Source organism: Escherichia sp. WS3063 (assembly GCF_046486595.1).
Lineage (GTDB): Bacteria > Pseudomonadota > Gammaproteobacteria > Enterobacterales > Enterobacteriaceae > Escherichia > Escherichia coli.
The window spans coordinates 22,597-43,762 of sequence record NZ_JBJQKY010000011.1; the positions used below are offsets into that span (position 1 = coordinate 22,597).

General features: G+C 49.8%; 19 protein-coding genes. 12 read left to right on the forward strand and 7 right to left on the reverse strand.

Features of this window, described 5'->3' with window-relative positions; all coding sequences use genetic code 11:
* The first annotated feature begins 137 nt into the window (after nucleotides 1-137).
* Nucleotides 138-1,127 carry a D-lactate dehydrogenase gene (gene ldhA, locus ACJHYW_RS12800; RefSeq protein WP_000762236.1) on the forward strand — a complete coding sequence of 330 codons (990 nt, stop codon included), beginning with the start codon at nucleotides 138-140 and terminating at the stop codon, nucleotides 1,125-1,127.
* 110 nt (nucleotides 1,128-1,237) lie between these two features.
* A complete protein-coding gene (gene hslJ / locus ACJHYW_RS12805; RefSeq protein WP_001298828.1) occupies nucleotides 1,238-1,660 on the forward strand; it encodes a heat shock protein HslJ in 423 nt (140 codons plus the stop codon).
* Here the strand turns inward: hslJ and ACJHYW_RS12810 are convergent.
* Complete coding sequence (locus tag ACJHYW_RS12810) at nucleotides 1,657-1,923, reverse strand: DUF333 domain-containing protein (RefSeq protein WP_001295715.1); 267 nt, start codon at nucleotides 1,921-1,923, stop codon at nucleotides 1,657-1,659. The genes hslJ and ACJHYW_RS12810 overlap by 4 nt on opposite strands.
* Nucleotides 1,924-2,196: 273 nt before the next feature.
* Here ACJHYW_RS12810 and nifJ point away from each other — a divergent pair, with 273 nt between their 5' ends.
* The 4 genes from nifJ (at nucleotide 2,197) to ttcA (ending at nucleotide 8,901) form a co-directional block, all read left to right on the forward strand.
* On the forward strand, nucleotides 2,197-5,721 hold the full coding sequence (nifJ, locus tag ACJHYW_RS12815; protein ID WP_000628178.1) for a pyruvate:ferredoxin (flavodoxin) oxidoreductase: 3,525 nt from the start codon (nucleotides 2,197-2,199) through the stop codon (nucleotides 5,719-5,721).
* A 360-nt stretch (nucleotides 5,722-6,081) separates the two neighbouring features.
* Nucleotides 6,082-7,215 (forward strand): porin OmpN, encoded by a 1,134-nt coding sequence (ompN, locus tag ACJHYW_RS12820; protein WP_000837933.1) that lies wholly within the window; start codon nucleotides 6,082-6,084, stop codon nucleotides 7,213-7,215.
* Nucleotides 7,216-7,355: 140 nt separating this feature from the next.
* Complete coding sequence (gene uspF, locus ACJHYW_RS12825) at nucleotides 7,356-7,790, forward strand: universal stress protein UspF (protein ID WP_001295593.1); 435 nt, start codon at nucleotides 7,356-7,358, stop codon at nucleotides 7,788-7,790.
* A 175-nt stretch (nucleotides 7,791-7,965) separates the two neighbouring features.
* Nucleotides 7,966-8,901, forward strand: a complete 936-nt coding sequence (gene ttcA / locus ACJHYW_RS12830) for a tRNA 2-thiocytidine(32) synthetase TtcA (RefSeq protein WP_000081418.1) — start codon at nucleotides 7,966-7,968, stop codon at nucleotides 8,899-8,901.
* A gap of 128 nt (nucleotides 8,902-9,029) precedes the next feature.
* On the opposite strand, the gene dbpA is transcribed toward ttcA, so the two are convergent.
* From dbpA to ydaN, 4 genes are all read right to left on the reverse strand, one after another.
* Nucleotides 9,030-10,403: an ATP-dependent RNA helicase DbpA gene (dbpA, locus tag ACJHYW_RS12835; RefSeq protein WP_000123786.1), complete on the reverse strand. Its 1,374-nt coding sequence runs from the start codon at nucleotides 10,401-10,403 to the stop codon at nucleotides 9,030-9,032.
* A gap of 29 nt (nucleotides 10,404-10,432) precedes the next feature.
* Nucleotides 10,433-10,606: a protein YnaL gene (gene ynaL / locus ACJHYW_RS12840; RefSeq protein WP_001296046.1), complete on the reverse strand. Its 174-nt coding sequence runs from the start codon at nucleotides 10,604-10,606 to the stop codon at nucleotides 10,433-10,435.
* Between the two features lie 274 nt (nucleotides 10,607-10,880).
* The gene (zntB, locus tag ACJHYW_RS12845; RefSeq protein ID WP_000387388.1) at nucleotides 10,881-11,864 is read right to left on the reverse strand and encodes a zinc transporter ZntB; all 984 of its coding nucleotides are present in this window, start codon (nucleotides 11,862-11,864) and stop codon (nucleotides 10,881-10,883) included.
* Nucleotides 11,865-11,877: 13 nt separating this feature from the next.
* Nucleotides 11,878-11,925: a protein YnaN gene (gene ydaN / locus ACJHYW_RS12850; RefSeq protein WP_211180494.1), complete on the reverse strand. Its 48-nt coding sequence runs from the start codon at nucleotides 11,923-11,925 to the stop codon at nucleotides 11,878-11,880.
* Nucleotides 11,926-12,118: 193 nt separating this feature from the next.
* Here ydaN and dgcM point away from each other — a divergent pair, with 193 nt between their 5' ends.
* Nucleotides 12,119-13,351 carry a diguanylate cyclase DgcM gene (dgcM, locus tag ACJHYW_RS12855; RefSeq protein WP_001361837.1) on the forward strand — a complete coding sequence of 411 codons (1,233 nt, stop codon included), beginning with the start codon at nucleotides 12,119-12,121 and terminating at the stop codon, nucleotides 13,349-13,351.
* Between the two features lie 20 nt (nucleotides 13,352-13,371).
* On the opposite strand, the gene smrA is transcribed toward dgcM, so the two are convergent.
* Together smrA and ACJHYW_RS12865 are read right to left on the reverse strand one after the other, a co-directional pair.
* Nucleotides 13,372-13,935 carry a DNA endonuclease SmrA gene (gene smrA / locus ACJHYW_RS12860; RefSeq protein ID WP_001046840.1) on the reverse strand — a complete coding sequence of 188 codons (564 nt, stop codon included), beginning with the start codon at nucleotides 13,933-13,935 and terminating at the stop codon, nucleotides 13,372-13,374.
* Between the two features lie 329 nt (nucleotides 13,936-14,264).
* Nucleotides 14,265-15,173 carry a LysR family transcriptional regulator gene (locus ACJHYW_RS12865; protein ID WP_000885457.1) on the reverse strand — a complete coding sequence of 303 codons (909 nt, stop codon included), beginning with the start codon at nucleotides 15,171-15,173 and terminating at the stop codon, nucleotides 14,265-14,267.
* A 175-nt stretch (nucleotides 15,174-15,348) separates the two neighbouring features.
* Between ACJHYW_RS12865 and abgA the strand changes: the two genes are divergently transcribed.
* The 5 genes from abgA to fnr all read left to right on the forward strand — a co-directional run bounded on the left by abgA (nucleotide 15,349) and on the right by fnr (nucleotide 21,140).
* Nucleotides 15,349-16,659 (forward strand): p-aminobenzoyl-glutamate hydrolase subunit AbgA, encoded by a 1,311-nt coding sequence (gene abgA, locus ACJHYW_RS12870; protein WP_000444923.1) that lies wholly within the window; start codon nucleotides 15,349-15,351, stop codon nucleotides 16,657-16,659.
* Entirely contained in the window at nucleotides 16,659-18,104 is a 1,446-nt protein-coding gene (gene abgB / locus ACJHYW_RS12875; protein ID WP_001156455.1) for a p-aminobenzoyl-glutamate hydrolase subunit AbgB, read from the forward strand. The genes abgA and abgB overlap by 1 nt, the downstream gene beginning before the upstream one ends.
* A gap of 36 nt (nucleotides 18,105-18,140) precedes the next feature.
* Nucleotides 18,141-19,667: a p-aminobenzoyl-glutamate transporter gene (gene abgT / locus ACJHYW_RS12880; RefSeq protein ID WP_000062964.1), complete on the forward strand. Its 1,527-nt coding sequence runs from the start codon at nucleotides 18,141-18,143 to the stop codon at nucleotides 19,665-19,667.
* Between the two features lie 10 nt (nucleotides 19,668-19,677).
* A complete protein-coding gene (gene ogt, locus ACJHYW_RS12885; protein WP_000945046.1) occupies nucleotides 19,678-20,193 on the forward strand; it encodes a methylated-DNA--[protein]-cysteine S-methyltransferase in 516 nt (171 codons plus the stop codon).
* A gap of 194 nt (nucleotides 20,194-20,387) precedes the next feature.
* Nucleotides 20,388-21,140, forward strand: coding sequence for a fumarate/nitrate reduction transcriptional regulator Fnr (gene fnr, locus ACJHYW_RS12890; protein ID WP_000611911.1), 753 nt, complete (start codon nucleotides 20,388-20,390; stop codon nucleotides 21,138-21,140).
* Nucleotides 21,141-21,166: the final 26 nt, after the last annotated feature.

Below are 21,166 nucleotides of genomic sequence, written 5' to 3' on the forward strand. Positions count from 1 at the left end.
CAGTTGAAGGTTGCGCCTACACTAAGCATAGTTGTTGATGAATTTTTCAATATCGCCATAGCTTTCAATTATATTTGAAATTTTGTAAAATATTTTTAGTAGCTTAAATGTGATTCAACATCACTGGAGAAAGTCTTATGAAACTCGCCGTTTATAGCACAAAACAGTACGACAAGAAGTACCTGCAACAGGTGAACGAGTCCTTTGGCTTTGAGCTGGAATTTTTTGACTTTCTGCTGACGGAAAAAACCGCTAAAACTGCCAATGGCTGCGAAGCGGTATGTATTTTCGTAAACGATGACGGCAGCCGCCCGGTGCTGGAAGAGCTGAAAAAGCACGGCGTTAAATATATCGCCCTGCGCTGTGCCGGTTTCAATAACGTCGACCTTGACGCGGCAAAAGAACTGGGGCTGAAAGTAGTCCGTGTTCCAGCCTATGATCCAGAAGCCGTTGCTGAACATGCCATCGGTATGATGATGACGCTGAACCGCCGTATTCACCGCGCGTATCAGCGTACCCGTGACGCCAACTTCTCTCTGGAAGGTCTGACCGGCTTTACTATGTATGGCAAAACGGCAGGCGTTATCGGTACCGGCAAAATCGGTGTGGCGATGCTGCGCATTCTGAAAGGTTTTGGTATGCGTCTGCTGGCGTTCGATCCGTATCCAAGTGCGGCGGCACTGGAACTCGGTGTGGAGTATGTCGATCTGCCAACCCTGTTCTCTGAATCAGACGTTATCTCTCTGCACTGCCCGCTGACACCGGAAAACTATCATCTGTTGAACGAAGCTGCCTTCGAACAGATGAAAAATGGCGTGATGATCGTCAATACCAGTCGCGGTGCATTGATTGATTCTCAGGCGGCAATTGAAGCGCTGAAAAATCAGAAAATTGGTTCGTTGGGTATGGACGTGTATGAAAACGAACGCGATCTGTTCTTTGAAGATAAATCCAACGACGTAATCCAGGATGACGTATTCCGTCGTCTGTCTGCCTGCCACAACGTGCTGTTTACCGGGCACCAGGCATTCCTGACAGCAGAAGCTCTGACCAGTATTTCTCAGACTACGCTGCAAAACTTAAGCAATCTGGAAAAAGGCGAAACCTGCCCGAACGAACTGGTTTAATCTTGCCGCTCCCCTGCATTCCAGGGGAGCTTATTCAGATAATCCCCAAAGACCTTTCATCCTCTATTCTTAAAATAGCCCTGAGTCAGAAACTGTAATTGAGAACCACAATGAAGAAAGTAGCCGCGTTTGTTGCGCTAAGCCTGCTGATGGCGGGATGTGTAAGTAATGACAAAATTGCTGTAACCCCAGAACAGCTACAGCATCATCGCTTTGTGCTGGAAAGCGTAAACGGTAAGCCCGTGACCAGCGATAAAAATCCGCCAGAAATCAGCTTTGGTGAAAAGATGATGATTTCCGGCAGCATGTGTAACCGCTTTAGCGGTGAAGGCAAACTGTCTAATGGTGAACTGACAGCCAAAGGACTGGCAATGACCCGTATGATGTGCGCCAACCCACAGCTTAATGAACTCGATAACACCATTAGCGAAATGCTGAAAGAAGGTGCACAAGTGGATCTGACTGCGAACCAGTTAACGCTGGCGACCGCGAAACAGACATTAACTTATAAGCTGGCGGATTTAATGAATTAATAGCTGCCACAGCTCCCGGCGGCAAGTGACTGTTCGCTACAGCGTTTGCCGTTGGGTAATGCACACATCCCAATCGCCGTACCATCCAGTTGACGGGCAACAGAAAGCGAACCGCCGATCATTGCACAATTTGCTTCTCCACTACTGGACATCGACGCTTTTAAACCTGGCGCTACGTGCGCCGCAGTCGCCTGCTGAACAGGTTCACTACTACACGCCGACAATAATAAAGCGGCACACCCTACCCAAAACGCTGCTCGCATCTTTTCTTCCTCTGATCTTCAAGCCAAACGACACCGCCATAAATAATAGGCAGCACAGAGGGCGGCGTCGAGAGCTGTCCTGCGCGTTGCCCCGCATTTTTACTTTTTTATGGCTATTTTTTTGCCCTCTGTTTGATCAAAACATTCATTACGCTGATGTGGGGGACACAAAAGCGAAAATGCAGAAGAAAGCCATTTGCTAAAATTGAAAGATAACTACTGGGCGCGCAGCAATTTCGTGCGCCCCTCATTTGCGCAATGTAAGGGTGTCATATGATTACTATTGACGGTAATGGCGCGGTTGCTTCGGTGGCGTTTCGCACCAGTGAAGTTATCGCCATCTACCCTATTACCCCCAGTTCCACGATGGCAGAACAGGCTGATGCCTGGGCCGGAAACGGCTTGAAGAACGTTTGGGGAGACACACCACGCGTGGTTGAAATGCAGTCGGAAGCGGGTGCTATCGCTACCGTGCATGGCGCTTTGCAGACGGGTGCCCTTTCAACATCGTTTACGTCATCGCAGGGTTTGCTGCTGATGATCCCGACGCTGTACAAACTGGCAGGCGAACTGACGCCATTTGTCCTGCATGTAGCGGCACGTACCGTTGCCACACATGCACTCTCTATTTTTGGCGATCATTCCGACGTTATGGCGGTGCGCCAGACGGGTTGCGCGATGTTGTGTGCGGCTAACGTCCAGGAAGCGCAAGACTTTGCTCTCATTTCGCACATCGCAACGCTGAAGAGCCGCGTGCCATTTATTCATTTCTTTGATGGTTTCCGCACGTCCCACGAAATCAATAAAATTGTCCCGCTGGCCGATGACACTATTCTTGATCTCATGCCGCAGGCCGAAATTGATGCTCATCGCGCCCGGGCGCTCAACCCGGAACATCCGGTGATCCGCGGTACGTCCGCCAATCCTGACACTTATTTCCAGTCTCGCGAAGCCACCAACCCATGGTACAACGCAGTCTATGACCATGTTGAACAGGCGATGAATGATTTCGCTGCCGCGACAGGTCGCCAGTATCAGCCGTTTGAGTATTACGGGCATCCACAAGCGGAACGGGTGATTATCCTGATGGGCTCTGCCATTGGCACCTGTGAAGAAGTGGTTGATGAATTGCTGACCCGTGGCGAAAAAGTCGGCGTGCTGAAAGTTCGCCTGTACCGTCCCTTCTCCGCCAAACACTTGCTACAAGCTCTGCCGGGATCCGTATGCAGCGTGGCGGTACTGGACAGAACCAAAGAACCCGGTGCCCAGGCAGAACCGCTCTATCTGGATGTGATGACCGCACTGGCAGAAGCCTTTAATAATGGCGAGCGCGAAACCCTGCCCCGTGTCATTGGTGGGCGCTATGGTCTTTCATCCAAAGAATTTGGCCCGGACTGTGTACTGGCGGTATTTGCCGAGCTCAACGCGGCTAAACCGAAAGCGCGCTTTACGGTTGGTATTTACGATGATGTGACCAATCTGTCACTGCCGTTGCCGGAAAACACCCTGCCAAACTCGGCGAAACTTGAAGCCTTGTTTTATGGCCTTGGTAGTGATGGCAGCGTTTCCGCGACCAAAAACAATATCAAGATTATCGGTAATTCCACGCCGTGGTACGCACAGGGCTATTTTGTTTACGACTCCAAAAAGGCGGGCGGCCTGACGGTTTCTCACCTTCGCGTGAGCGAACAGCCGATTCGTTCCGCTTATCTGATTTCCCAGGCTGATTTTGTTGGCTGCCACCAGTTGCAGTTTATTGATAAATATCAGATGGCTGAACGTTTAAAACCTGGCGGCATTTTCCTGCTCAACACGCCGTACAGCGCAGATGAAGTATGGTCGCGCTTGCCGCAGGAAGTTCAGGCCGTGTTAAACCAGAAAAAAGCGCGCTTCTATGTGATTAACGCGGCGAAAATCGCCCGCGAATGTGGCCTGGCGGCCCGTATTAATACCGTCATGCAGATGGCTTTTTTCCATCTTACGCAAATTCTGCCTGGCGATAGCGCCCTCGCAGAATTGCAGGGTGCGATTGCCAAAAGTTACAGTAGCAAAGGTCAGGATCTGGTGGAACGCAACTGGCAGGCTCTGGCGCTGGCACGTGAATCCGTAGAAGAAGTTCCGCTGCAACCAGTAAATCCGCACAGCGCCAATCGACCGCCAGTGGTTTCCGATGCCGCCCCTGATTTCGTGAAAACCGTAACCGCGGCGATGCTCGCCGGGCTTGGTGATGCCCTCCCCGTTTCGGCGCTGCCGCCAGACGGCACCTGGCCGATGGGCACCACGCGCTGGGAAAAACGCAATATCGCCGAAGAGATCCCCATCTGGAAAGAGGAACTCTGTACCCAATGTAACCACTGCGTCGCTGCTTGCCCACACTCAGCTATTCGCGCAAAAGTGGTACCGCCTGAAGCGATGGAAAACGCCCCTGCCAGCCTGCATTCGCTGGATGTGAAATCGCGTGATATGCGCGGGCAGAAATATGTCTTGCAGGTGGCACCGGAAGATTGCACCGGCTGTAACCTGTGCGTCGAAGTTTGCCCGGCGAAAGACCGTCAGAATCCAGAGATTAAAGCCATCAATATGATGTCGCGGCTGGAACATGTCGAAGAAGAGAAAATCAATTACGATTTCTTCCTCAACCTGCCAGAAATCGACCGTAGCAAACTGGAACGTATTGATATTCGTACATCACAGCTGATTACACCGCTGTTTGAATATTCCGGTGCTTGCTCCGGTTGTGGCGAGACGCCGTATATTAAATTGCTGACTCAGCTCTATGGCGATCGGATGTTGATCGCTAACGCTACGGGTTGTTCTTCAATTTATGGTGGTAACCTGCCCTCCACACCATATACCACTGATGCCAACGGTCGTGGACCGGCATGGGCGAACTCGCTGTTTGAAGATAACGCCGAATTCGGCCTTGGTTTCCGCCTTACGGTCGATCAACACCGTGTCCGCGTGCTGCGTCTGCTGGATCAATTTGCCGATAAAATCCCGGCGGAATTACTGACTGCGTTGAAATCAGACGCCACGCCAGAGGTTCGTCGTGAACAGGTCGCAGCTTTACGCCAGCAACTCAACGATGTTGCCGAAGCACATGAACTGCTGCGTGACGCAGATGCACTGGTGGAAAAATCAATCTGGCTGATTGGTGGCGATGGCTGGGCTTACGATATTGGCTTTGGCGGTCTGGATCATGTATTGAGCCTGACGGAAAACGTCAACATTCTGGTGCTGGATACGCAATGCTATTCCAACACTGGTGGTCAGGCGTCGAAAGCGACACCGCTGGGTGCAGTAACTAAGTTCGGCGAGCACGGCAAACGTAAAGCGCGTAAAGATCTTGGCGTCAGTATGATGATGTACGGTCATGTTTATGTGGCGCAGATTTCTCTCGGCGCGCAGCTGAACCAGACGGTGAAAGCGATTCAGGAAGCGGAAGCGTATCCGGGACCATCGCTGATCATTGCTTATAGCCCGTGTGAAGAGCATGGTTACGATCTGGCTCTCAGCCACGACCAGATGCGCCAACTCACTGCTACCGGCTTCTGGCCGCTATATCGCTTTGATCCACGTCGAGCCGATGAAGGCAAACTGCCGCTGGCACTGGATTCACGCCCGCCGTCAGAAGCACTGGAAGAAACGTTACTTCATGAGCAACGTTTCCGTCGTCTGAATTCGCAGCAGCCAGAAGTGGCAGAACAGTTATGGAAAGATGCTGCAGCTGATTTGCAAAAACGCTATGACTTCCTGGCACAAATGGCCGGAAAAGCGGAAAAAAGCAACACCGATTAAATGCTCTGGATAAGGATTATCCAATTCTAAAAAAAAGCCCGGACGACTGTTCGGGCTTGTCTCATTATTTGTTGGATAAATAGTAACAAGGGTCCAACAGAAAATAATCTTTGTGACAATAAAGGCATATAACCCGCGAAGAATAACGCATCACTATTTAAATGTATAATTTTTATTTTGTATATGTCGCCAACAATATATTCACCAAACTTATCATCATTTCCGTAGAATTATTTGATTAAGGTTTTACTTAAGGCGTAACAAATGATATTTATCGTCTAACTGAACTTCTCCTTTAGGATGTTTTCACTCCCCGAAATGGGGATAAAAGGCAAATAAAATAACTAAAGGATTTATTCAATGAAAAGCAAAGTACTGGCACTCTTAATTCCTGCCCTGCTCGCCGCAGGTGCTGCACATGCAGCCGAAGTTTATAATAAAGACGGCAACAAATTAGATCTGTATGGCAAAGTTGATGGCCTGCATTATTTTTCTGATAATTCAGCGAAAGATGGCGACCAGAGCTATGCGCGTCTGGGTTTTAAAGGCGAAACCCAAATTAACGATCAACTCACTGGCTACGGTCAATGGGAATACAATATTCAGGCAAACAACACTGAATCTTCAACAAACCAGTCATGGACCCGTCTGGCATTTGCCGGACTGAAATTTGCAGATTACGGTTCTTTCGATTACGGACGTAATTATGGCGTAATGTACGACATCGAAGGCTGGACCGATATGCTGCCTGAATTTGGCGGTGACTCTTATACCAATGCAGACAACTTTATGACTGGTCGTGCCAACGGCGTCGCGACTTATCGTAATACTGATTTCTTCGGTCTGGTAAATGGTCTGAACTTCGCAGTGCAGTATCAAGGTAACAACGAAGGTGCCAGTAATGGTCAGGAAGGCACCAACAACGGACGTGATGTTCGCCATGAAAACGGTGACGGCTGGGGTCTTTCCACAACATATGATTTAGGCATGGGCTTTAGCGCTGGTGCGGCATACACCTCATCTGACCGCACCAATGACCAGGTTAACCATACTGCGGCAGGTGGTGATAAAGCAGACGCGTGGACTGCTGGGCTAAAATACGATGCTAACAATATTTACCTGGCAACCATGTATTCAGAAACGCGTAACATGACCCCGTTTGGCGACAGCGATTATGCAGTTGCGAACAAAACCCAGAACTTTGAAGTTACTGCACAGTACCAGTTTGATTTTGGTCTGCGTCCGGCAGTCTCTTTCCTGATGTCTAAAGGCCGTGACCTTCACGCTGCCGGTGGTGCAGACAACCCGGCAGGTGTTGATGATAAAGATCTGGTTAAATACGCCGATGTTGGCGCGACTTACTATTTCAACAAAAATATGTCCACCTACGTTGACTATAAAATCAACCTGTTGGATGAAGATGACAGCTTCTACGCTGCCAACGGCATCTCTACCGATGATATTGTCGCTTTAGGTCTGGTTTATCAGTTCTAAATCCTCCTGCCCGCTGTTATGGCGGGCTTTTTCTGCTTATTCTTCCTCCTTTGATCTAAATTAAAAATGTGAACTCCGTCATTACACAAAAAGTGTCATCTGGCGTTACACTTTATGCGGATACTAAAACAGGAGGTTTTATGAACAGAACGATTCTTGTCCCTATCGATATTTCCGATTCAGAATTAACTCAACGCGTGATTAGCCACGTTGAGGCAGAGGCAAAGATTGATGATGCAGAGGTTCATTTCCTGACGGTAATACCTTCACTGCCCTACTATGCCTCTCTGGGTTTAGCGTATTCCGCAGAATTACCGGCAATGGATGACCTGAAAGCGGAAGCCAAATCGCAACTGGAAGAGATCATTAAAAAATTTAAACTACCAACCGACAGAGTGCATGTCCATGTTGAGGAAGGCTCGCCCAAAGACCGCATTCTGGAATTGGCGAAGAAGATCCCCGCTCATATGATCATCATTGCTTCCCATCGACCGGATATCACCACTTATCTGCTCGGTTCTAACGCCGCAGCTGTAGTGCGTCACGCAGAGTGCTCCGTGCTGGTTGTGCGCTGACACTAACGCCCGCACATTGCTGCGGGCTTTTTGATTCATTTCGCAAATGTGCTGACATTTTCCCCTCTAATCCGTACCATACACGCCACAGTTTTTATATCAGATTTCTTATGCTGGGCGTTCCGGCATGACGCATACTCTTCTGATGCCATATAACGAATTGAGTCGCTTTTAAATGTCGCAAAATCAAGAAATTAGTAAGAAAGAACAATACAATCTGAACAAATTACAAAAACGTCTGCGTCGTAACGTGGGCGAAGCCATTGCTGACTTCAATATGATTGAAGAAGGCGATCGCATCATGGTTTGCCTCTCCGGGGGTAAAGACAGCTATACCATGCTGGAAATTCTGCGCAATTTGCAGCAAAGCGCGCCAATCAATTTTTCGCTGGTGGCTGTTAACCTCGATCAAAAACAACCGGGCTTTCCGGAACACGTTCTGCCCGAGTATCTTGAAAAGCTGGGCGTTGAGTACAAGATTGTGGAAGAGAACACTTACGGTATCGTGAAAGAGAAGATTCCGGAGGGCAAAACCACTTGCTCACTGTGTTCTCGTCTTCGTCGCGGTATCCTTTATCGCACCGCAACGGAACTGGGGGCGACGAAGATCGCGTTGGGTCACCATCGTGACGATATCCTGCAAACGCTGTTCTTAAATATGTTCTACGGCGGCAAGATGAAAGGTATGCCTCCGAAACTGATGAGCGATGATGGCAAACATATCGTGATTCGCCCGCTGGCCTACTGCCGCGAGAAAGATATTCAGCGCTTTGCCGATGCAAAAGCGTTCCCGATTATTCCGTGCAACCTGTGCGGTTCACAGCCTAACCTGCAACGTCAGGTGATTGCTGACATGTTGCGTGACTGGGATAAACGTTATCCGGGGCGTATCGAGACGATGTTCAGCGCGATGCAGAATGTGGTGCCATCGCATCTGTGCGATACCAACCTGTTCGATTTCAAAGGCATTACCCACGGTTCTGAAGTGGTTAACGGGGGTGATCTGGCGTTTGATCGCGAAGAGATCCCTCTACAACCGGCGGGTTGGCAGCCTGAAGAAGATGAAAATCAGTTGGATGAGTTACGACTGAATGTGGTTGAAGTGAAATAACCCGGATAGCGCCCGATGCGCAAGCTTATCGGGCTACTCTTATGGAGGCCGGAGAAGACGCGGCCAGCGTCGCATCCGGCAATCCCGAAGAAGATATTGACTCTTGCACCCTGCGATTCAACATTTCATTATTTTAATAACCGCACCCGGCACGTTTTTCCTTTAATCTTCCCGCCCTGTAACTGTTTCCATGCTTTATGAGCAACAGCCTGACGCACCGCGACATAGACATGCGCCGGATGCACGGCGATTTTGCCAATATCTGCGCCATCAAGCCCGATATCTCCTGTCAGCGCACCTAATACATCACCCGGGCGCATTTTGGCTTTTTTCCCGCCATCGATACATAACGTTGCCATTTCGGCTTCCAGCGGCACAATGGAACTATTAGCTGGCGGCGTTTGCCAGTTAAGTTTTATCTGCAACATGTCAGAAATGATATTGGCCCGCTGTGCTTCTTCCGGGGCACAGAAACTGATCGCCAGACCGCTATTTCCTGCACGCGCTGTACGACCGATGCGATGTACATGAACTTCAGGGTCCCACGCCAGTTCAAAGTTCACTACCAGCTCAAGCGATTTAATATCCAGACCACGCGCAGCAACATCAGTCGCGACCAGTACACGGGCGCTACCGTTAGCAAAACGTACCAGAGTCTGATCGCGATCGCGTTGCTCCAGATCGCCGTGTAACGACAATGCACTTTGCCCTACTTCATTCAGCGCGTCACAGACAGCCTGGCAATCTTTTTTGGTATTGCAAAACACCACGCAAGAGGATGGCTGATGCAAACTTAATAACCGTTGCAACAACGGAATTTTGCCTTTGCTGAATGTCTCATAAAATTGTTGTTCAATGGGAGGCAGAGCATCTGTTGAGTCAATTTCAATCGCTAAAGGATCGCGTTGCACTCGTCCGCTGATTGCGGCGATGGCTTCCGGCCAGGTTGCCGAAAACAGAAGCGTCTGTCGAGATGCTGGCGCAAAACGGATGACATCATCAATGGCGTCGCTAAATCCCATATCCAGCATGCGGTCGGCCTCATCCATCACCAAAGTATTCAGCGCATCCAGTGATACCGTGCCTTTTTGCAGATGGTCCAGCAAACGACCCGGGGTTGCCACGATAATATGCGGCGCATGTTGCAACGAATCACGCTGCATACCGAACGGTTGACCACCGCACAAAGTCAAAATTTTGGTATTTGGCAGAAAACGCGCCAGCCGACGCAATTCACCTGCCACCTGATCCGCCAGTTCACGCGTAGGACACAGCACTAAAGCCTGGGTCTGAAATAGCGACGCATCAATTTTCTGTAGCAGCCCGAGGCCAAAAGCCGCCGTTTTGCCGCTGCCGGTTTTCGCCTGCACGCGAACATCTTTTCCGGCAAGGATCGCCGGAAGCGCGGCGGCCTGCACCTGCGTCATGGTTAAATAACCCAACTCATTAAGGTTCGTGAGTTGGGCGGGAGGCAAAACATTCAGGGTAGAAAAAGCGGTCACAATCTATTCTCGTGGTCATCGACGCAAAGTTAGCAGGCGCGTATCCTCGCAGATCTACGCTCACGATGCGACAATTTAATCGGTTCTTCATCGGGTGGTGGGTCAGGCATGGGTTGCGGGCGAGGGATCGGATCGGGCACTGGAACAGGATCGCCAGGAATCGGTTCAGGGACAGGAATTTGCAAATAAATAAGTGTCGTCATATTTCCCTCCGGTCATTGGGTGGACTCTTAAAGGGTAGACGCTGATAAATAACAGGCAAAAAAAAGCCGACTCATCAAAGTCGGCGTCGTACGAATCAATTGTGCTATGCAGTAATTCAAAAAAGGAAGTAAGACAATATGGAGCGCAACGCCCATCGCTTGACGTTGCATTCACCTGCGAGAGAGATATTGCCCTGATTAGGTAGGGAGTTTATTGACTTCGCTCAAACTTTACGGCGTTTTTGTATACAGAATCCCGGAGAAATTGCTTTTGTTACAACCATTTACTACGATGCAACCATAAAGCAACACCGCCAATAAGAACAACTAACAGAATACAAAAAATTGAAAATCCGAATTGCCACCCGCCGCCAGGGATCCCACCAAGGTTGACGCCAAATAACCCGGTCAGAAAGGTACTGGGTAAAAAGACCATTGCCATCAACGACATTGTATAGGTACGACGCGCTAAATTTTCCTGCATCACCTGAGCGATTTCATCCGCCATCACGCCAGTCCGTGCTATACAGGCGTCGATTTCGTCAAGGCCGCGCCCAAGGCGATCGGCAATATCCTGCATCCGACGGCGTTGGTCATCGCTCATCCACGGCAAACGTTCACTGGCAAGACGAGCATAAACATCACGTTGCGGTGCCATATAGCGACGCATCACAATTAATTGTTTGCGCAGAAGAGCCAGGAATCCACGCGGTGGAATTTGCTGATCAAGGAGATTATCTTCAAGGTCGATAATTTTATCATGCAGCTGCTCGATAAATTCGCTGGAATGATCGGTCAACGCATCGCACACATCCACCAGCCATCCCCCGCAATCGGTCGGACCCGTGCCCTCTTCCAGATCGCTTACCACATCGTCCAGCGCCAGCACTTTGCGTTGTCGGGTCGAAACAATTAACCGCCCGTCCATATATACACGCATGGCGACCAGTTGATCGGGGCGTTCATCGGTGCTGCCGTTTATACAGCGCAATGTAATCAGCGTGCCTTCACCGAGACGGCTGACTCGGGGCCGTGTGCTCTCGCCCGCCAGCGCATCACGTACGTTATTGGGAAGCAGCGGTGTTGTCGCCAGCCATTGGGCGCTATCATGGTGTACATAATTAAGGTGGAGCCAGCAGGGATGCGCTTCATCAATCACATCTGTATTTTCCAGCGGTTTAACGCCGCCTCTACCATCCAGCATCCATGCAAATACTGCATCCGGGACATTAACGTCCGATCCCTTAATCGCTTCCACAGTGCCTCCATCATCAACGCATTATTTTGTAGTCTAGCCTTCTGGCCCTGTTACGCAACATCTCATCACCCCATTACCCTGAAATGATTAATAAAATTCTGTCTAAATTGAATACAAAAAGCAAAATGCTTTTCCATATACAAACCGTGTGAAGTGTTAAATAGCGTCTATCATTATCAGAATTATCTGATCATATGACGTGGCTTTTTTGCGATCGGATAGCAACAAAAATTGATAAAAATAACGGGATCTCAATGATTACGCACAACTTCAATACCCTGGACTTACTCACCAGTCCTGTCTGGATCGTTTCGCCCTTTGAGGAACAGTTAATTTATGCCAACAGCGCGGCGCGACTGTTGATGCAAGACCTCACGTTTAGTCAGCTACGAACCGGTCCCTATTCCGTCTCCTCACAAAAAGAACTGCCAAAATACCTCTCCGATCTGCAAAACCAACACGATATTATCGAAATCCTCACCGTTCAACGTAAAGAAGAGGAAACAGCATTAAGCTGTCGGCTTGTTTTGCGAGAGCTTACAGAAGCAGAACCGGTGATTATTTTCGAAGGTATCGAAGCACCGGCAACGCTGGGTTTAAAAGCCAGTCGCTCGGCAAATTATCAGCGCAAAAAACAAGGTTTTTATGCGCGCTTTTTTCTGACTAACTCTGCACCAATGTTGTTGATTGACCCCTCACGAGATGGCCAAATCGTTGATGCTAACCTCGCCGCACTCAATTTCTATGGCTATAACCATGAAACGATGTGCCAGAAACATACCTGGGAAATAAATATGCTCGGGCGACGCGTCATGCCTATCATGCATGAAATTTCGCATTTACCCGGTGGCCATAAGCCTTTGAATTTTGTTCATAAACTGGCGGATGGTTCGACTCGTCATGTGCAGACCTATGCCGGTCCGATTGAAATTTATGGCGACAAGCTCATGTTATGTATTGTGCATGATATTACTGAGCAAAAACGGCTGGAGGAGCAGCTGGAACATGCTGCCCACCATGACGCGATGACCGGATTACTGAATCGGCGACAGTTTTATCACATTACCGAGCCAGGCCAAATGCAGCACCTCGCCATCGCTCAGGATTACAGCTTATTGCTCATCGACACCGATCGTTTTAAACACATTAACGATCTCTATGGGCATTCTAAAGGTGATGAGGTGTTATGCGCCCTCGCCCGCACCCTCGAAAGTTGCGCTCGCAAAGGCGATTTGGTGTTTCGTTGGGGAGGCGAAGAGTTTGTCTTATTGCTACCAAGAACCCCACTGGATACCGCGCTTTCGCTGGCTGAAACTATCCGCGTAAGCGTGGCAAAAGTGAGTATTTCGGGCTTACCACGCTTTACCGTCAGCATTGGTGTGGCGCATCACGAAGGAAATGAAAGCATCGATGAGCTGTTTAAACGCGTTGATGATGCTTTGTATCGGGCGAAAAATGATGGACGCAACCGCGTGCTGGCGGCATAAGCCGCGGATGCGTCTCGAGATCAACGACTGCGCTTAGCGTGGCGCTCCCAGTTTTCTTGCTTTGCCTGTGCCGTTTTACGTAGTGCGACGTAACACGCCCCGCTGCCGCCATGATGCGGTAGCGCGGTACAATATGCCTGGACATCATCAAATTCGGTCAACCAGCGCGCCACATAGCTGCGGACAATATTGGCATGCGATTTATCTTCCCGCCCTTTACCATGAATAATCAGCACATTACGCAAACCATCCGCCAGGGCTTGTTGAATGAAACTGAACACCATTTTGCGGCACTCTTCCACCGGCTGGCGCAAAAGATTCAGGCTCGCCTGTTGCGGATATTTACCACTGCGCAGCTTATCCAGCACCCCATGTTGCAACCCTTCCCGCCGAAACTCCAGCGGCTGAGTTAGCGGGATGATGTCGAGAAATCCAGTGGTGAGGAAATTATCAAGTTGCAGCGTGTCGATACGCTGCGGCGCACGTTGGTTACGCGTTGGATGCCAGTGGACATCTGTAGCACGTTTCAGCGGCTGGACATCTTCCATGGCGTCAAGAAACAGCGATTTGTCGTCAAGGTTCATGTTACATCCTCCCGCAATTAAGAGCGCGATATGATAACCAGACCGGGCTGGTCCAACAACGTATTACCCAAATTTCCAGTAATAAGTTCCAAATGTTGCCGATATTTTAAGCAAAATGCTTATGCATGATTATTCATTCACTATATTAATAATGTAACTTATATTTTCGTGAAATCTGTCACTGAAGAAAATTGGCAACTAAAGGTTAAAACCGTTATAACACAGTCACCGGCGCAGAGGAGACCATGCCGGATTTAAGACGCGGATGCACTGCTGTGTGTACTGTAGAGTCTGGCGGATGTCGACAGACTCTATTTTTTTATGCAGTTTTAACTTTGCAGATAGCCGCATTCTCGCCGAAATTGCGTGATTAATGACGCGGTCAGTGGTGTCTGGCGACTATCACGCCGCTGAATCAAATAATAGGTCGCTTTCGGTAAAATTTCGCTAACCGGCAACATCACCAGCCCCTGTCCGTGCAAGGGATCGCAGCCCATTTCTTCAGGTAGTATGCTGAGAAAATCGCTTTTTGCCACCAGACTGATACAGGCTGAGAACGTCTCGCAGACTACGCCGACCTGTGGCGTTTGCGCCTGATCGTCAAGCAATTCACTCAACTGTTTGTAGTAGCTGCCGTGTGGCGTCGGCATTGTCCAGCTGTAGTCCAGTAACTGTTTGATCGAACGGGCACCAATGGCGGGATGTCCCGGGCGGCAAAAGATCGCGAATTGCTTTTCCAGTAATTTCTCAAAAGTAAATTCGTGGTCGTAGGGTCCCTGATAATAGGTATTGATGGTGAAATCCAGTTCTCCCTGGCGCAATTCATTAATCATCGACACCAGTTGCCCTTCCATAATGCGTACTTTTACCTGCGGATGCTGCTGATGAAAACGAGATATGACAGCTGGCATCAGACTGCGGGAAATACTGGCCCCCATGCCGATATTAATTTGCCCTGCCAGTTGCCCTTGTCGTTGGCGAATATCCTCTTGCGCTGCGCGCAGCTCTTCAAGAATAAGACTGGCGTGCTGATAAAAACTTTCACCGGCATCAGTTAACGTCACGCCTTTACTACGGCGAAAAAAGAGTTGTGCCGCCAACCCTTCTTCCAGCTCCTGAATAGATTTACTCAGTGCCGGTTGCGACATATTCAACATTCGGCTCGCTCCGCGAATGCTGCCCTGACGAGCCACTTCAACAAAAGCCCGAATTTGATGAATTTTTACCTGAAAAGCCATGACGCCACCGATAACCGTTATTTATCAGACCAAAGAAACTGGCATCTACTTTAATGCAGATGATTGTGTCAGGGTAATTTATGAACGGTTAAAACTGTGAAAAATCAGTTAGTGATAAGTAAAAACTATCGCTACGTGAACCGGGTCACACTTTTTACTGATGACGGGAAAGGTTATGGAGTCTTTGAATCAATTTATTAATTCGCTTGCCCCAAAATTATCGCACTGGCGACGTGATTTTCACCACTATGCAGAGTCTGGCTGGGTGGAATTCCGCACTGCCACCGTTGTTGCGGAAGAATTGCACCAGCTCGGTTATTCACTGGCGCTGGGCCGCGAAGTCGTTAATGAAAGTAGCCGGATGGGATTACCTGATGAATTCACTCTACAACGCGAATTCGAGCGCGCTCGTCAACAGGGGGCGCTAGAACAATGGATTGCGGCTTTTGAAGGCGGTTTCACTGGCATCGTCGCTACCCTGGATACTGGTCGCCCCGGTCCGGTGATGGCTTTCCGTGTCGATATGGACGCGCTGGATCTCAGTGAAGAGCAGGATGTCAGCCATCGCCCCTACCGCGACGGTTTTGCGTCATGTAACGCCGGAATGATGCATGCCTGTGGTCATGATGGACATACCGCCATTGGGCTTGGGCTGGCGCATACCCTTAAACAGTTCGAGTCCGGACTACATGGCGTCATCAAACTGATTTTTCAACCTGCAGAGGAAGGTACGCGTGGCGCGCGGGCGATGGTCGATGCAGGAGTAGTGGATGATGTTGATTATTTTACTGCCGTTCACATTGGCACTGGCGTACCTGCGGGCACCGTGGTGTGCGGCAGTGATAATTTTATGGCAACCACCAAATTTGACGCGCACTTCACCGGGACCGCCGCTCACGCAGGCGCAAAACCAGAAGACGGTCACAATGCCTTGTTGGCTGCAGCACAAGCAACTCTTGCACTGCATGCAATCGCCCCGCACAGCGAAGGCGCTTCCAGAGTAAACGTGGGCGTTATGCAGGCAGGAAGCGGTCGTAATGTTGTTCCTGCCTCGGCGTTGCTGAAAGTGGAAACACGCGGGGCCAGCGACGTCATTAATCAATATGTTTTTGAACGTGCACAACAAGCGATTCAGGGCGCAGCAACCATGTATGGTGTCGGCGTTGAAACTCGTCTGATGGGTGCTGCTACCGCCAGTTCTCCTTCGCCGCAATGGGTCGCATGGTTGCAAATCCAGGCGGCTCAGGTCGCGGGGGTCAATCAGGCCATTGAACGTGTTGAAGCGCCTGCGGGTTCCGAAGATGCCACATTAATGATGGCCCGCGTGCAGCGACATCAAGGGCAAGCCTCCTACATGGTATTTGGCACACAGCTGGCGGCAGGTCATCACAATGAAAAATTCGATTTTGACGAGCAGGTTCTCGCTATTGCCGTCGAAACGCTGGCGCGCACCGCGCTCAATTTTCCCTGGACGCGAGGTATCTGATGCAGGAAATCTATCGTTTTATCGACGATGCGATTGAAGCCGATCGCCAACGTTATACCGATATTGCCGATCAAATCTGGGATCATCCAGAAACACGTTTTGAAGAGTTCTGGTCAGCGGAGCATCTGGCTTCGGCGCTGGAGTCTGCAGGCTTCACCGTTACCCGCAACGTAGGCAATATCCCAAATGCCTTTATTGCTTCGTTTGGTCAAGGCAAACCGGTTATCGCCCTGCTGGGGGAATATGACGCCCTGGCAGGTTTAAGTCAGCAAGCAAGTTGCGCGCAACCTACATCCGCGACGCCCGGTGAAAATGGTCACGGTTGCGGACACAATTTGCTGGGAACCGCCGCCTTTGCCGCTGCAATAGCCGTCAAGAAATGGCTGGAACAATATGGGCAAGGCGGCACGGTGCGCTTTTATGGTTGTCCTGGCGAAGAAGGCGGCTCGGGTAAAACGTTCATGGTCCGCGAGGGGGTATTTGATGATGTGGATGCGGCACTCACCTGGCACCCGGAAGCCTTTGCCGGTATGTTCAATACCCGCACGCTGGCAAACATTCAGGCATCATGGCGCTTTAAAGGGATCGCAGCACATGCCGCGAATTCCCCTCATTTGGGACGCAGCGCCCTTGATGCCGTAACGTTGATGACCACTGGCACCAACTTCCTCAACGAACATATTATTGAAAAAGCGCGCGTACACTATGCCATCACAGATAGCGGCGGGATCTCGCCCAACGTGGTCCAGGCGCAGGCAGAAGTGCTTTATCTTATCCGCGCCCCCGAAATGACCGATGTGCAGCATATTTATGATCGGGTCGCCAAAATCGCCGAAGGTGCGGCATTGATGACCGAAACCACGGTTGAATGCCGCTTCGACAAAGCCTGTTCCAGTTATCTCCCGAATCGCACCTTAGAAAATGCCATGTACCGAGCCCTATCCCATTTTGGTACCCCGGAATGGAACTCCGAAGAACTGGCTTTTGCGAAACAAATTCAGGCTACGCTCACCCCCAACGATCGGCAAAACAGTCTGAATAATATCGCCGCAACCGGTGGCGAAAACGGCAAGGCTTTTGCACTACGTCATCGTGAAACGGTACTGGCGAATGAAGTCGCTCCATATGCCGCCACCGATAACGTGCTTGCGGCATCGACTGATGTCGGCGACGTCAGTTGGAAACTGCCTGTTGCCCAGTGTTTCAGCCCCTGTTTTGCCGTCGGTACCCCGCTACATACGTGGCAACTGGTTAGCCAGGGGCGAACATCTATTGCTCATAAAGGAATGCTGCTGGCGGCGAAAACTATGGCAGCAACCACACTTAATCTCTTCATTGATTCAGGGCTATTGCAAGAATGCCAACAAGAGCATCAGCAAGTTACGGACACGCAACCGTATCACTGCCCTATCCCGAAAAACGTGACACCGTCACCTTTAAAATAACAACAACAACGCAAACACAACAAACGAGGAATGCCCATGAGTATGTCATCCATACCGTCGTCCTCCCAATCCGGGAAGCTCTATGGCTGGGTCGAAAGAATTGGTAACAAGGTTCCCCATCCTTTTTTGCTCTTTATCTATTTGATTATCGTACTCATGGTGACGACGGCAATTTTGTCGGCCTTTGGCGTCAGTGCGAAAAACCCGACCGATGGTACGCCGGTGGTGGTGAAAAACCTGCTCAGTGTGGAAGGATTACACTGGTTTTTACCCAATGTTATTAAAAACTTTAGCGGTTTTGCTCCACTTGGTGCGATCCTGGCGCTGGTTTTAGGTGCCGGTCTGGCGGAGCGCGTAGGCTTACTGCCAGCGCTAATGGTTAAAATGGCATCGCATGTTAATGCCCGCTACGCCAGTTATATGGTGCTGTTTATTGCTTTTTTCAGCCACATTTCTTCCGATGCGGCGTTAGTGATCATGCCACCGATGGGTGCGCTAATTTTTCTGGCGGTGGGCAGGCATCCAGTTGCAGGTTTACTTGCCGCCATTGCAGGCGTAGGTTGCGGCTTTACGGCTAATTTACTGATTGTCACAACCGACGTGTTGCTGTCGGGGATCAGCACGGAGGCTGCGGCTGCGTTCAATCCGCAAATGCACGTCAGTGTAATTGATAACTGGTATTTTATGGCCAGCTCCGTAGTCGTACTGACGATTGTTGGCGGCCTGATAACCGACAAAATCATCGAGCCACGGTTAGGTCAATGGCAGGGAAACAGCGATGAGAAACTGCAGACATTGACCGAAAGTCAGCGTTTTGGTTTACGCATAGCAGGTGTCGTATCGCTACTTTTTATTGCTGCGATTGCGCTGATGGTGATCCCGGAAAACGGGATATTGCGCGATCCGATTAATCACACCGTGATGCCATCCCCCTTTATTAAAGGTATCGTGCCACTGATCATTCTTTTTTTCTTTGTGGTCTCGCTGGCTTATGGCATCGCTACCCGCACAATTCGACATCAGGCGGATTTACCGCATTTAATGATTGAACCGATGAAAGAGATGGCGGGATTTATCGTGATGGTTTTTCCCCTCGCCCAGTTTGTCGCCATGTTTAACTGGAGCAACATGGGGAAATTCATCGCCGTGGGGCTGACCGATATACTGGAAAGTTCAGGGCTTAGCGGCATCCCGGCGTTTGTCGGTCTGGCGTTGCTTTCCTCTTTCTTATGCATGTTTATCGCCAGCGGTTCCGCAATCTGGTCGATTCTGGCCCCCATTTTCGTACCAATGTTTATGCTACTTGGCTTTCACCCGGCATTTGCGCAAATCCTCTTTCGTATTGCCGACTCATCCGTATTGCCTTTAGCGCCGGTATCTCCTTTTGTTCCACTGTTTCTTGGATTCCTGCAACGTTACAAACCAGACGCGAAACTAGGTACTTACTATTCGTTAGTTTTGCCCTATCCACTTATCTTTTTGGTGGTATGGCTGCTGATGTTGCTGGCGTGGTATCTTGTCGGTCTGCCGATAGGTCCGGGGATTTACCCACGTTTGTCTTAAGAGAGAACGGATGCTGAGATTACTTGAAGAAAAAATTGTCACGCCACTGGGTCCACTGTGGGTGATTTGCGATGAGCAATTTCGCCTGCGGGCGGTTGAATGGGAAGAGTACAGCGAACGCATGGTGCAGCTGCTGGACATCCATTATCGCAAAGAAGGCTATGAGCGCATTTCTGCCACCAACCCAGGTGGTTTAAGCGACAAGCTTCGTGAATATTTTGCCGGTAATCTTAGCATTATTGATACGCTTCCCACTGCCACGGGGGGGACGCCATTTCAGCGCGAAGTCTGGAAAACATTACGCACAATCCCCTGCGGGCAGGTAATGCATTACGGCCAACTGGCTGAACAATTGGGCCGCCCCGGTGCGGCGCGTGCCGTAGGTGCGGCAAATGGATCGAATCCCATCAGCATTGTTGTGCCTTGTCATCGGGTCATTGGCAGAAACGGTACCATGACCGGATATGCAGGCGGAGTTCAGCGAAAAGAGTGGTTATTACGCCACGAAGGTTATCTTTTGCTGTAAACATTAAACAATTTGTGCCAGCTTGTTCACACTTTTATGTAAAGTTACCCTTAACAACTTAAGGGTTTTCAAATAGATAGACATATATTTACATCTAATATCGGAATTCTCTGCTGTTAAGGTTTGCTTAGACTTACTTGCTCCCTAAAAAGATGTTAAAATTGACAAATATCAATTACGGCTTGAGCAGACCTATGATCCCGGAAAAGCGAATTATACGGCGCATTCAGTCTGGCGGTTGTGCTATCCATTGCCAGGATTGCAGCATCAGCCAGCTTTGCATCCCGTTCACACTCAACGAACATGAGCTTGATCAGCTTGATAATATCATTGAGCGGAAGAAGCCTATTCAGAAAGGCCAGACGCTGTTTAAGGCTGGTGATGAACTAAAATCGCTTTATGCCATCCGCTCCGGTACGATTAAAAGTTATACCATTACTGAGCAAGGCGACGAGCAAATCACTGGTTTCCATTTAGCTGGTGACCTGGTGGGATTTGATGCAATCGGCAGCGGTCATCACCCGAGCTTCGCGCAGGCGCTGGAAACCTCGATGGTATGTGAAATCCCGTTCGAAACGCTGGACGATTTGTCCGGTAAAATGCCGAATCTGCGTCAGCAGATGATGCGTCTGATGAGCGGTGAAATCAAAGGCGATCAGGACATGATCCTGCTGTTGTCGAAGAAAAATGCCGAGGAACGTCTGGCTGCATTCATCTACAACCTGTCCCGTCGTTTTGCCCAACGCGGCTTCTCCCCTCGTGAATTCCGCCTGACGATGACTCGTGGCGATATCGGTAACTATCTGGGCCTGACGGTAGAAACCATCAGCCGTCTGCTGGGTCGCTTCCAGAAAAGCGGTATGCTGGCAGTCAAAGGTAAATACATCACCATCGAAAATAACGATGCGCTGGCCCAGCTTGCTGGTCACACGCGTAACGTTGCCTGATTCTTCCGCATAACTCACTATCCTTC